This is a genomic window from Aquabacterium sp. OR-4, assembly GCF_025290835.2.
Lineage (GTDB): Bacteria > Pseudomonadota > Gammaproteobacteria > Burkholderiales > Burkholderiaceae_C > Pseudaquabacterium.
Map to the genome: position 1 here is coordinate 1,253,208 of NZ_JAOCQD020000002.1, position 12,012 is coordinate 1,265,219.

Genomic DNA, 12,012 nt, shown 5'->3' on the forward strand with positions numbered 1-12,012 from the left:
CGCGCTCCTGCATGGCCGACTGCTTGCTGAGCCCATGAAACGGCCCGCGCCCGGTTGCCTGGAATCATGAAGCGCCGCGGCGCCCGGGGCCATTGGTGCGAGTGCGAATGTCCAGGAATCAACAGCCTGGCGCGGTGGCCCGTGGCTTGCATTGGCCGCTGCCAAACAATGCAAGGAGACAAGCCCATGGTGGATGCCAAGCCGGCCACGCTGCGCCTGCAGGTGGCCCGGCGCGACGTGGTGGCCGAAGACGTGCTGGCCTTCGAGCTGCGCGACCCGGCGGGCGCCGACCTGCCGCCCTTCGAGGCCGGCGCGCACATCGATGTGCACCTGCCGGCCGATGCGCCCGTCAGCGGCCCGCGCGTGCGCTGCTACTCGCTGTGCAATGCGCCGTCCGAGCGCCAGCGCTACTGCGTGGCGGTGCAGCGCGAGCCGGCCGGGCGCGGCGGCTCGCGCTGGCTGCACCAGCAGGTGCAGGTGGGCGATGTGCTCAGCGTGGGCCCGCCGCGCAATGCCTTTGCGCTGCGCCCCGCGCCGCACACACTGCTGCTGGGCGGCGGCATCGGGCTCACGCCGCTGCTGGCCATGGCCGAGGCGCTGTGGGCGGCTGACCAGAGTTTTGAGCTGCATGTGGCCGTGCGCAGCGCCGCGCGCCTGGCCTTTGCGCAGCGCCTGCGCACGGCGCCCTGGGCCGGCTGCGTGCAGGTGCATGTGGATGGGCCCGGCCCGGCGCTGGATCTGGCCGCGCTGCTGGCGCGCCAGCCGCCGCAAGCGCTGGCCTTTGCCTGCGGGCCTACGGGCTTCATGGCCGCGGTGCAGGGCGCGGCGCGACAGCTGGGCTGGGCCGATGGCCGCGTGGTGGTGGAGCATTTCGCCGCGCCGGCTGCAGTGCCCGCAGGCCGTGATGAACCGGCCGTCGCACCAGAAGGCCTCAGCGTGCTGTGGGCGCCCAGCGGGCAGCGGGTGAATGTGGCGCCGCAGCACAGCGTGGCGCAGGCGCTGATCGCCGCGGGCATTGACATCCCCTTGTCGTGCGAGCAGGGCATTTGCGGCCAGTGCTGCGTGCAGGTGCTGGCCGGCCAGCCCGATCACCGCGACATGGTCTATGGCGAGCACGAGCACACGCTGGAGCGCCGCTTCACGCCCTGCTGCTCGCGCGCGCTGTCGGCGCAGCTGGTGCTGGCACCGCTGGGCTGGGCAGACCCGGCGCCGGGCCGCTGAGCCAGGCCCTGGCGTTGAGCTCTGCAGCGCCCGGGCTTGCGTTTTCCGCGCCGTCACCGGGCTCAGCCCGGGGCGGCTTTTCACCACGCTCATCCACCAGGAGACACCTCATGAGCACCACCACCACCACCGCCTCCCCCGCCCGCAGCATCCTGCTGCACCCCAGCGGCAACCCCGTGGGCAAGCCGGCCACGCCCTACCTGCTGAACTGCTGGTACGCGGCAGCGCTGGCCACCGAGCTGCCCACCGAGGGCATGCTCTCGCGCCAGCTGCTCGACACCGGCGTCTTGCTCTACCGCACATCCAGCGGCCAGCCGGTGGCCCTGCACGACCGCTGCCCGCACCGCTTTGTGCCGCTGTCGATGGGCCAGCGCCATGGCGACGACGTGGTGTGCAGGTACCACGCGCTGCGCTTCGATTGCAGCGGCACCTGCACCCACAACCCGCATGGCAGTGGCGCCATTCCGGCCGCGGCCCGGGTGCGCAGCTTCCCGCTGCTGGAGCGTCACGGCTTTGTGTGGATCTGGATGGGCGACGCCCCGGCCGACGCCACGAAGCTGCCCGACTTCAGCCCGCTGGACGTGGGCCCCGACACCGGCATCGCCTTCACCTACATGCCGATGAAGACCCACTACGAGCTCATCATCGACAACGTGATGGACCTGAGCCATGTGGACCATGTGCATGGCGAGATCATCAGCACGCGCGGCCAGCTGTCGCCGCTGGTGCCGCCGGTGAAGGAGGAGAACGGCACGGTCAGCGTGCGCTGGCAATGGCAGCAGCAGCCGGCCATGCTGATCTTTGCCAACTTTCTGCCGCAACCGGCCGAGCCGGCACGGCACTTCGTGGAGGTGACCTGGCATGCGCCGGCCACCATCCGCCTGGTGATCGGCGCCACGCAGGACGAGGCCGCGCCGCTGGCCCTGGACAGCACCACCGGCCAGTACGACGTGCACACCTGCACGCCAGCCAGCGAGGGCCACACGCACTACTGGTTTGCCACCCGCCGCAACCATGCGGTGGACGATGGCGAGTTCAACCAGATGAAGATCCAGGCCATGCACGGCGCCTTCGTCAACGAAGACGGCCCGATCATCGAGGCCGTGCACCGCGAGATGGGCAGCAGCGACTTCTTTGCACTGAACCCGGTCTTGATCAGCAGCGATGTGGCGCCGGTGCGCGTGCGCCGGCTGCTGGCGCGGATGATGGCCGCCGAAGGCCGCTACCAGTAGACGCCGCAGGCCCCGGCCGCCGCCAGCCGCGCGGCCTGCACAGGTTTGCACACCCCGGCCGACGCCCAGGCCGGCTTGGCTGCGCAGCTTTCAACACCGCAGCGCAGCATGGGCGGCATGCCGCGGGCCGGGGCCCGCTCCGGCGGCCGCCCGCCGGCCCGGCAGAGCCTTGGAGCCTGGGGCTTTCCCGCGGAATCTCGGCCACCGGCCCGGCATGGCACGGGCTTCGCACTGAAACCTGGCCAGCCCGCCGCCTGCGCAATGCCAGACACCCGGCAGGCCGCGCGCCCCAGCGCCAGGAGACCCGCCATGCCCATGCCCGACTTTGCCGCCACCGCCGCACCCGCAGCGCCCGCCGCGCCCGATCCCAGCCAGCGCTGGGTGCGCATCACGCGCGACCGGCCCGATGGTTTTGTGGAGTTCGACTTCGCCATCGGCACGCCCGATCTGGCGGTGGATCTGATCCTGCCGCGCCCGGCCTTCGAGGCCTTCTGCGCCGAGCAGCAGGTGCGCCGCATCGGCGATGCCCAGGCCGCCGCGCTGGCCGCCGAGCAGGCCCAGTGGCGCCACGGCCGGCCCGGCCTCGCCGAGTAGCCCACGCCCGCGCTACCCGGTTCACCCCATCCAACCCGCACCCAGCCACGAGAGAGGAGACAAGCCCATGACCGTCGACATCCGCGTGCAAAGCGTCAAGCCGCTGCGCCACACCTTCGGCCACATCGCGCGGCGCTTTGGCGACAAGCCGGCCAGCCGCTACCAGGAAGGCACCTACCAGCTGCAGTCGGAGCTGAACTTCCACTACAAGCCGCTGTGGGACCCCGGGCGCGACATCTACGACCCGCGCCGCACGGCCGTGGCCATGCACGACTGGTACGCGGCCAAGGACCCGCGCCAGTACTACTACGGCAGCTACACCATCGCCCGCAGCCGCATGCAGGAGGCGGCCGACCGGCAGCTGGACCTGGCCGAGCGGCGCGGCCTGCTCAGCAGCCTGCCCGAGGCGGCGCGCGAGTCGGTGCTGGCCACGGTGCTGCCGCTGCGCCACTTCGAATGGGGCGGCAACACCAACCTGGCCGAGGTGGCCGCCTACGGCTGGGGCACGGCCATCACCCAGGCCGCGGCCATGGGCGTGATGGACCGCCTGGGCATGGCCCAGCACCTGTCGCGCATCGGCCTGCTGCTGGATGGCAACACCGGCAGCTCGCTGGCCCGGGCCAAGCAGCGCTGGATGGCCGATGCCGCCTGGCAGCCGCTGCGCCGCGAGATCGAGAACGTGTTCGTGCGGCGCGACTGGTTCGAGGCCCTGGTGGCCCAGGCCCTGGTGGCCGATGGCCTGGTGTACGGCACGCTGCTGCAGCGCTACGAGGCCTGGTTTGCCAGCCAGCACGGCACGGCGCTGGCCACGGTGCTGGACTTTCCGCTGCGCTGGCAGGAAGAACATGCCCGCTGGGTGGATGCGGTGCTGAAGACCTGCGCCGCCGAGAGCGCGGCCAACCGCAGCCTGATCAGCGCCTGGGCGCGCCAGTGGCGCGAGGCCTTTGGCGCCGCCCTGGCGCCGCTGGCTGAAACCGCGATGGGCCGCGACGGTGGCCCGGCGCTGCGCGAGGCCGATGCCGACCTGGGCGCACGCCTGGCCCGCCTGGGGCTGGACGCCTGAGCGCCTGAACGCCTGAACGCCGTGATGCCCCGCCACCACCCCACCTGCAGGAGCCTTGCATGACCACCACCACCGCCACCCCACCGGCCGCCGTGCGCACCAGCCAGCAACCAGTGTTCATCGCCTTGCAGGCCAACAACGACACCCTGCCCATCGTGCAGGCCATTGCCGCCGACAACCCGCTGGCCGTGGTGGACGAACTGCCCGGCCTGGTCAAGCTCACCGCCCCCGGCCGTCTGCGCGTGTGCCGCGCCAGCATCGAAGAGGCCATGGGCCGGGCCTTCGATCTGCGCGAGGTTCACATCCACCTGGTCTCGCTGTCGGGCGAGATCGACGAGACCGACGACGAGTTCACCCTGCTCTGGCGCGCCGCCTGATCGCGCCGATTCAAGACACCGAGGAGACACCATGAACCCAGCCACCCTGACCCCCACCGCTGAAGCCGCCAAGACCGCGGCCAGGAAGCTCAGCCTCAAGGAGAACTACGCCCTGCTCACGCGCGACCTGGGCTGGGAGCCCAGCTACCAGAAGCCCGAGGATGTGTTTCGCCACGCGCAGTTCGAGGGCATCAAGATCCACGACTGGGAGCAGTGGGAAGACCCCTTTCGCCTGACCATGGACGCCTACTGGAAGTACCAGGGCGAGAAGGAGCGCAAGCTCTACGCCATCCTGGATGCGTTTCAGCAGAACAACGCGCAGTTCAATGTCAGCGATGTGCGCTACGTGCAGGCGCTCAAGCTGTTCATCAACGGCGTGGTCGGCATGGAGTACGCCTCGCACCGCGGCTTCAACATCATCGGCCGCGAGTTTCCGGGCACGGCCGCGCGCATTGCCGCGCAAATGCAGGCCATCGACGAACTGCGCCATGCCCAGACCCAGACCCACGCGCTGAGCCACTACAGCAAGTACTTCGCGGGCATGAGCGAGTTTCCGCACCAGTACGACCGCACCTGGTACCTCAGCATCCCCAAGAGCTTTTTTGAAGATGCCGTGTCCAGCGGACCCTTCGAGTTCGTGGTGGGCATCTGCTTCGCGTTCGAATACGTGCTCACCAACCTGGTGTTCATGCCCTGGATGTCGGGCGCGGCCTACAACGGCGACATGTCCACGGTGAGCTTCGGCTTCAGCGCGCAAAGCGACGAGGCCCGGCACATGACGCTGGGCATCGAGGTCATCAAGTTCCTGCTCGAACAAGACCCGGCCAACGTGCCCATCGTGCAGGGCTGGATCGACAAGTGGTTCTGGCGCGGCTACCGCCTGCTGAGCCTGGTGGCGGCCATGATGGACTACATGCTGCCCAAACGCGTGATGAGCTGGGCCGAGGCCTGGGAGATCTACTACGAGCAGAACGGCGGCGCGCTGTTTGCCGACCTGGCGCGCTACGGCATCCGGCCGCCCCGCCACGCCGACGTGACGGTGAAGGAGAAGGCCCATGTGAGCCACCAGCTGTGGAGCACCTTCTACCAGTTCAGGCATGCGGCGGGTTTTGCGGTGTGGCTGCCCAGCCAGGACGAGCAGCAGTGGCTGTCGGCCAAGTACCCCGATACCTTCGACCGGTACTACCGCCCACGTTACGCGCACTGGGCCGCACTGGAAGCGGCCGGCACACCGTTTGCCAATGCCACGCTGCCGCAGCTGTGCCAGGTGTGCCAGTGGCCGCTGCTGTTCACCGAGCCCGACGACCCCACGCAGATCTGCTACCGCGAAGAAAGCTACCTGGGCGAAAAATTCCACTGCTGCAGCGACGGTTGCCGCGAGATTTTTGCCAAGGAGCCGCAGAAGTACGTGCACGCCCATCTGCCGGTGCACCAGATCTACCAGGGCAGCTACTTCCTGCCCGATGTGAACCCCGGCGCGCCCGGCTTCAACCCGCTGGTCGAGGCGCTGCGCTACATGGGCATCACGGCCGGCGTGGACGGCGGCAGCTTCCACGGCCATGTGGACGCGCAGAACTGGGAGCGCTGGACCCAGCGCCCGGCCAGCATGCATGACCCGATGCAGAGCGCCCCGCAGCCCACCCCGCAGGCCGCCACGCCGCCCCCACCACACACCCCGCCACACACCGCCCCGCAGACCCCGCCGCAGCGCCAGCCGGCCTGATCGCCGCATGGCCCGCCCCAGCGCACAAGGAGACTTTCAACCATGACCGTCCAGGCCATTTCGCCCGATTACCACGGCAGCATGAAGGACAGCGTGGAGCACTTCCACGGCCAGCAGCTGCTCAACATCGGCTGGGACCAGCACCTGATGTTCGCCACGCCGCTGTGCATTCCGGTGCCGCCGGGCATGCCCTTTGGTGCGCTGGTGCAGCAGGTGCTGCCCGGCCTGTATGGCCAGCACCCGCAGTTTGCGCAGATCGACTGGGCGGCCACCGAGTGGCTGCGCTCGGGCGAGCGCTTCACGCCCGCGATGGACCAGAGCCTGGCCGACAACGGCCTGGGCCACAAGGCCGTGCTGCGCTTTCGCACGCCGGGCCTGGCAGGCCTGGCCGGCGCGGCCTTTTGACGGCGGGGCGCTGCGGCATGAGCTTTCAACTGCGCATCGAACCCCTCGGCCAGACGCTGGATCTGGCCGAGGGCCAGACCCTGCTCGACGCCTGCCTGCGTGCCGGCGTGTGGCTGCCGCATGCCTGCTGCCACGGCCTGTGCGCCACCTGCAAGGTGCGCGTGCTGGAAGGCGAGGTCGAGCACGGCGAGGCCTCGCCCTTCGCGCTGATGGACTTCGAGCGCGAGGAGGGCCGGGCCCTGGCCTGTTGCGCACACGCGCAATCCGATCTGGTGATCGAGGCCGAGATCGACGACGAGCCCGATGCGCTGGCCCTGCCGGTGCAGGACCATGTGGGCCGGGTGGTGGCCATCGAGCAGGCCTCGCTCAGCGTGCGCATCCTGCGCCTGCAGCTCGAGCGGCCGATGCGCTTTCAGGCCGGGCAGTACATCAACCTCGAGATTCCGGCGCTGGCGCAGCGGCGGGCGTTCTCGATTGCCAGCCCGCCCTCGCGCGCCGATCTGCTGGACCTGCATGTGCGCCAGGTGCCCGGCGGCGCCTGCACCGGCTGGCTGCACCAGCAGCTGGCCGTGGGCGACCGCCTGCCGCTGGCCGGGCCGTATGGCCGTTTCTTCGTGCGCCGCTCGGCGCACGGGCCGGATGGGCGGCCGCTGCTGTTCATGGCCGGCGGCTCGGGGCTCTCGAGCCCGCTGGCGATGATCCTGGATCTGCTCGAACAGGGCTGCCGCCTGCCGATCACCCTGGTCTACGGCCAGCGCCAGCGCAGCGAGCTGTACCTGCACGAGCGCCTGCAGGCGCTGGCCGCCGCGCATGCCAACCTGCGCTACCTGCCGGCCTTGTCGGACGAGCCGGCCGGCAGCGGCTGGATGGGCGCCCGCGGCTTGGTGCACGAGGTGGCCGGCGCGCACTTCGGCCATGACTTCAGCGGCCACAAGGCCTATCTGTGCGGCCCGCCGGCCATGATCGATGCCTGCCTGAGCAGCTTGATGCAGGGCCGGCTGTTCGAGCGCGACATCCACACCGAGCGCTTCTTGTCGGCCGCCGATGCCCAGCGTGCACGCTCGCCGGTGTTTCGCTCGGTGTAGCGCCGCCGGGCGCGGGGCTCAGCGCCGGGTGCGCCGGGGCACCGGCGCTGGCGCGGCCGCGGGCGGCTCGTCGGCCAGCATCAAGGCGGCCAGTGCGCGCAGCGACTGCTTCAGCGTCTGCCAGCTGGCATCGTCGTGCAGATCAAGGCCGCCAAACACGCGGATCTGGCGGCTGCGCACCAGCAGGTGCTGCACGCCGGCCACCAGCAGCAGGGTCACGCCCTGCAGCCAGGGGCGCTGCGCCCACTCGGCACCGCCCAGCACATGCGCGGCCTCGGCGCCCCATTGCTCGCGCTCGGCTTCAAGAATGGCGGTCAGCTCGTTGCGCTCGTGCACCTCGCCGGCCAAAACTGCCACGGTGAGCGGCCGGGCCCGCAGCGCGTCGACAAAGTGCTCGAAGAAGCGCGCATAACGTTCGGCCGCCGGCAGCGCCAGCAGGGCCTGGGGCTCGGGGCCCAGCAGATCGGCCACGCGCGGCCAGAAGCGGCTGCTCTCGCCCCAGGCACGCAGCAGCTCGGGCAGGCTGCCGAAGTAGCGGTAGATCAGCACCTTGTCCACCGCCGCCTGGCGGGCGATGGCGGTGACGCCGATGCCGCCAAAGCCGTCACGCGCCAGCACCTCGCCCACCGCGCCGAGGATGCGCTCTTCGGTGGCCGCCCGGTCGCGCGGGCGTGGCTCGGCGGTGGCGCGTGCCCTGGGTGACTGTCTGCCAGGCGTTCCCGGTGTGCCCTGTGAGGCCGCAGGTGCGGGCGTGCGGCCCGGCCGGCTCATCCGCGCACCAGTTGCGCGTCCAGCCCGCGCCGCGGCGCCGGCTCCACCGGTTCGGCATGGCCCACGCGCGCCCACATCTGCACGGTGTGCGAGGGCCGCTCGGCGCCGAGCAGGCGGTGGATCTCGGCATGGGCCTGGGCCTGCTCGGCGTACTCCTGCAGGGCCTGCTGCAATGGATGCATGGCCAGGCCCAGGGCCGTGCCGGCCAGCTGCACACGCGCCCAGGCCCGCCCGGCCTCGATCTGCACCACACGGCTGTTGCCTTCGCTCACCAGCCACACAAAGCCGGGGGCCGAGGCGATCTTGGCGTCAAAGTCCTTCAGCTGCGTGCGGATGGCGGTGTCGTCGGGCGCCGGGGCCTGCTGGCGGTTGAACAGGCCCAGGCGGTCGAGCGCGGTGAGCATCGGGTCGGTGATCGAGATGCCGTCGCGGTGGCGCGCGATCTCGCTGGCGCCGATGCGCAGCCAGCGGTACGACTCGAGCAGGGTGCGCGGCGTGACCAGCTCGGTGCGCCAGGCCTGGCGCGCCACCTCGCGCTGGCGCTGCAGCGCCGTGGCCGCGCCCGCCTGATCGCTGCCGATGAAGCCAAAGCGCAGCGGGTGCGGCCGCACCGCCTCGGCCAGGGCCTGCCAGGCCGGCGCCGGCACCGGCCGCTCGAGCGCGTACACCTGGCGGTTGGTGCGGCGCGACAGGATCTGCTGGAACAGCGGGTCGGGCGCCAGCGTGGGCTCGGCCACCAGGCGCACACGGGCCACCGGCCGGGCGTCGATCTGGTCGGGGCCGTAGGTGCCTTCGGGAAACAGCGTGATCTGCGCGCGCTGGCCACGCTGGCGTGCGGCCAGATCCAGCAGCTCGAGAAAGCAGCCGTGGCTCATCATGATCTGGCGCGAGAACGGGTCGGTCTCGGGCAGCAGGCGCTGCGGGTCGCAGCGCAGCAGCATCTCGCCGGGCGTGCGCAGATCCACCAGCCACGATTGCAGGTTGTGCGAGTGCGGCGCGAGGATGGCGTGGGACAGGATCCAGCGCCGCAGGTCGGGCTCGGCCCCCGGCCCCTGCCAGGCGGCAATGGCCTCGGCCGGCAAGCGGCCGGAACAAGCGCCCAGGCCGCCCACGGCGCCCAGCACCACCCCACCGCCCACCAGGCGGACAAACGCGCGTCGTTGCATCGTGCAGGCCTCAAGTCACCAATGAGTGACAACTCTAGTCACCGAGCGGTGACAAGTCAATCCAATGCACGATGAGCTGGCCTTGCGTGGCCTTGCATGGCCCTGCGTGCCGGGCCACCAGGGGCCCGCGCAGCAGGTTCATTCACACCTTGTCAGACGCCGACCACCGACACCGCCTTGGTGTTGAGGTAGGCCTCCAGCGCCTCGGGGCCGCCTTCGGTGCCGTAGCCCGAATCCTTGATGCCGCCAAAGGGCAGCTCGGCCGAGGGCGTGGCCGGCTGGTTGATCCACAGCATGCCGGCCTCGACCCGCTGGCTCAGCAGCTGCACGTTCTTGACCGAACGCGTGAAGGCATACGCCGCCAGGCCGTAGGGCAGGCGGTTGGCCTCGGCGATGGCCTGGTCCAGCGTGTCGAAGGCCAATACGCCGGCCACCGGGCCGAAGGGCTCGAGGTTGAACAGGTCGGACGCGGTGTCGAGCCCGCCGATGATGGTGGGCGCGAAGAAGTTGCCGGCACTGCCCACGCGCTCGCCACCGGTGAGGATCTCGCCGCCCCGCTGGCGGGCATCGGCCACGATCTGCTCCATGGCGGTCACGCGGCGCGGGTTGGCCAGCGGGCCCAGCGTGGTGCCGTCGGCCAGGCCGTCGCCCAGCTTCAGGCCCTGGGCCTGCTTGGCAAAGGCCGCGGTGAACTCGCCCACCAGGCTGCGGTGCACCAGAAAGCGGGTGGGCGAGATGCACACCTGGCCGGCATTGCGGAACTTGGCCGCGCCGGCGGTCTTGACGGCCAGCGCCACATCGGCGTCTTCGGCCACGATCACCGGTGCATGGCCGCCCAGCTCCATGGTCACGCGCTTCATGTGCTGGCCGGCCAGCGCCGCCAGCTGCTTGCCCACGGCGGTGGAGCCGGTGAAGGTGACCTTGCGGATCACCGGGTGCGGGATCAGGTAGTTGCTGATCTCGGCCGGGTTGCCGAACACCAGGCCCACCACGCCGGGCGGGATGCCGGCATCGACAAAGCAGCGCAGCAGCGCGGCCGGTGCGGCCGGTGTTTCCTCGGGCGCCTTGCACAGGAACGAGCAGCCGGTGGCCAGCGCCGCGCCGATCTTGCGCACGATCTGGTTGACCGGAAAGTTCCAGGGCGTGAAGGCCGCCACCGGGCCCACCGGCTCCTTCAGCACCATCTGCTGGGCACCCAGGTTGCGCCCCGGCACCAGGCGGCCGTAGACGCGGCGGCCTTCGTCGGCAAACCACTCGATGATGTCGGCGCCGGCATTGACCTCCACGCGGGCTTCGGCCAGGGGCTTGCCGTTCTCCTGCGTCAGCACGCGGGCGATGGCTTCGGCGCGCTCACGCAGCAGCGCGGCGGCGCGGCGCATCACCGCGGCACGCTCGTACACGCTGGTGAAGCGCCAGACCTCGAAGCCGGCCTGCGCCGCTGCCAGCGCGCGGTCCAGGTCGGCCACGCCGGCATGGGCCACGGTGCCGATCACCTGGCCGGTGGCGGGGTTGCGCACGTCGAGGGTCTTGCCGCTGGCGGCATCCACCCACTGGTTGGCGATCAGCAGCTGAACATGGGGATAGGCATCGGTCATCAGAGGGGCTCGCGGGCAGGGTTGCGCAGGTGCCGGGAGCGTACCTGCATCCGCGATGCATTTTTGCGTGGGGACATTGCACCCGCCCGGCGCGGCGGCGGCGCCCAGGCACCGGGCTACAGTGGCGGCATGGAACACATCCTCTACGGCAGCCCCGGCTCGGGTTCGGCGGCCATCGAGATGGCCCTGCAGGCCGCCGGCCTGGGCTACCGCGTGGTGCGCGCCGCGTCGTGGGAGGCCGATTCGGCCCTGGCCGAGCTGCGGCAGCACAACCCGCTGGGCCAGATCCCCACGCTGCGCCTGCCCGACGGCACGGCCATGGCCGAGAGCGCGGCGATCCTGATCCACCTGGGCAGCCTGCACCCGCAGTCGGGCCTGCTGCCGGCCGAGCCGGGCGCACGCGCCAGGCACCTGCACGGCCTGGTCTACATCGCCGCCAACTGCTACTCGGCGGTATCGATCAGCGACTACCCGGCGCAATGGACGCACGACAGCACGCCGGCCGCGGTGGCTGCGGTGCGCGCCGCGGCGCGGGCCCAGCTGCACCAGCGCTGGGCGCTGTTTGCCGATCAGTTCGGCCTGCTGCTCGATGCCGCAGCCACGCCGGGCGCGCTGGCCTTTCTGGCGGTGGTGGTGTCGCAGTGGTCGGGCGCGCGCCAGCACCTGCTGGCCGAGCGCCCCGACTTCCACGCCCGGCTGCTGGCGCTGGAAGCCCATGCGCGCCTGGCACCGGTGCTGCAGGCCCACCGCGCGGCCTGAGCGGCGCAGCGCGACGCGACG

The 12,012-nt window shown here is 71.0% G+C and carries 12 protein-coding genes; 9 read left to right on the forward strand and 3 right to left on the reverse strand.

What is annotated here, in order from left to right:
* Nucleotides 1–186 precede the first annotated feature (186 nt).
* From N4G63_RS17795 to N4G63_RS17830, 8 genes are all read left to right on the forward strand, one after another.
* Nucleotides 187–1,221 (forward strand): PDR/VanB family oxidoreductase, encoded by a 1,035-nt coding sequence (locus N4G63_RS17795; RefSeq protein WP_260787506.1) that lies wholly within the window; start codon nt 187–189, stop codon nt 1,219–1,221.
* A gap of 110 nt (nt 1,222–1,331) precedes the next feature.
* The gene (locus N4G63_RS17800) at nt 1,332–2,453 is read left to right on the forward strand and encodes a Rieske 2Fe-2S domain-containing protein (RefSeq protein WP_314600007.1); all 1,122 of its coding nucleotides are present in this window, start codon (nt 1,332–1,334) and stop codon (nt 2,451–2,453) included.
* A gap of 309 nt (nt 2,454–2,762) precedes the next feature.
* Complete coding sequence (locus tag N4G63_RS17805) at nt 2,763–3,047, forward strand: phenol hydroxylase subunit (RefSeq protein WP_260787504.1); 285 nt, start codon at nt 2,763–2,765, stop codon at nt 3,045–3,047.
* A gap of 67 nt (nt 3,048–3,114) precedes the next feature.
* On the forward strand, nt 3,115–4,110 hold the full coding sequence (locus N4G63_RS17810; RefSeq protein WP_260787503.1) for an aromatic/alkene monooxygenase hydroxylase subunit beta: 996 nt from the start codon (nt 3,115–3,117) through the stop codon (nt 4,108–4,110).
* 59 nt (nt 4,111–4,169) lie between these two features.
* On the forward strand, nt 4,170–4,487 hold the full coding sequence (locus N4G63_RS17815; protein ID WP_260787502.1) for an MmoB/DmpM family protein: 318 nt from the start codon (nt 4,170–4,172) through the stop codon (nt 4,485–4,487).
* A gap of 31 nt (nt 4,488–4,518) precedes the next feature.
* Nucleotides 4,519–6,210: a YHS domain-containing protein gene (locus N4G63_RS17820; RefSeq protein ID WP_260787501.1), complete on the forward strand. Its 1,692-nt coding sequence runs from the start codon at nt 4,519–4,521 to the stop codon at nt 6,208–6,210.
* Nucleotides 6,211–6,252: 42 nt separating this feature from the next.
* On the forward strand, nt 6,253–6,615 hold the full coding sequence (locus N4G63_RS17825; protein WP_260787500.1) for a phenol hydroxylase subunit P4: 363 nt from the start codon (nt 6,253–6,255) through the stop codon (nt 6,613–6,615).
* 17 nt (nt 6,616–6,632) lie between these two features.
* A complete protein-coding gene (locus N4G63_RS17830) occupies nt 6,633–7,700 on the forward strand; it encodes an NADH:ubiquinone reductase (Na(+)-transporting) subunit F (protein ID WP_314600008.1) in 1,068 nt (355 codons plus the stop codon).
* Between the two features lie 18 nt (nt 7,701–7,718).
* Here the strand turns inward: N4G63_RS17830 and N4G63_RS17835 are convergent, their stop codons facing one another.
* The 3 genes from N4G63_RS17835 to N4G63_RS17845 all read right to left on the reverse strand — a co-directional run bounded on the left by N4G63_RS17835 (nt 7,719) and on the right by N4G63_RS17845 (nt 11,232).
* Nucleotides 7,719–8,327 carry a TetR/AcrR family transcriptional regulator gene (locus N4G63_RS17835; RefSeq protein WP_260787498.1) on the reverse strand — a complete coding sequence of 203 codons (609 nt, stop codon included), beginning with the start codon at nt 8,325–8,327 and terminating at the stop codon, nt 7,719–7,721.
* A 140-nt stretch (nt 8,328–8,467) separates the two neighbouring features.
* On the reverse strand, nt 8,468–9,637 hold the full coding sequence (locus N4G63_RS17840) for an Acg family FMN-binding oxidoreductase (protein ID WP_260787497.1): 1,170 nt from the start codon (nt 9,635–9,637) through the stop codon (nt 8,468–8,470).
* A gap of 152 nt (nt 9,638–9,789) precedes the next feature.
* A complete protein-coding gene (locus tag N4G63_RS17845) occupies nt 9,790–11,232 on the reverse strand; it encodes an NAD-dependent succinate-semialdehyde dehydrogenase (protein ID WP_314600009.1) in 1,443 nt (480 codons plus the stop codon).
* 129 nt (nt 11,233–11,361) lie between these two features.
* Between N4G63_RS17845 and N4G63_RS17850 the strand changes: the two genes are divergently transcribed.
* A complete protein-coding gene (locus N4G63_RS17850; RefSeq protein ID WP_260787495.1) occupies nt 11,362–11,991 on the forward strand; it encodes a glutathione S-transferase N-terminal domain-containing protein in 630 nt (209 codons plus the stop codon).
* The last annotated feature ends 21 nt before the right edge of the window (nt 11,992–12,012 follow it).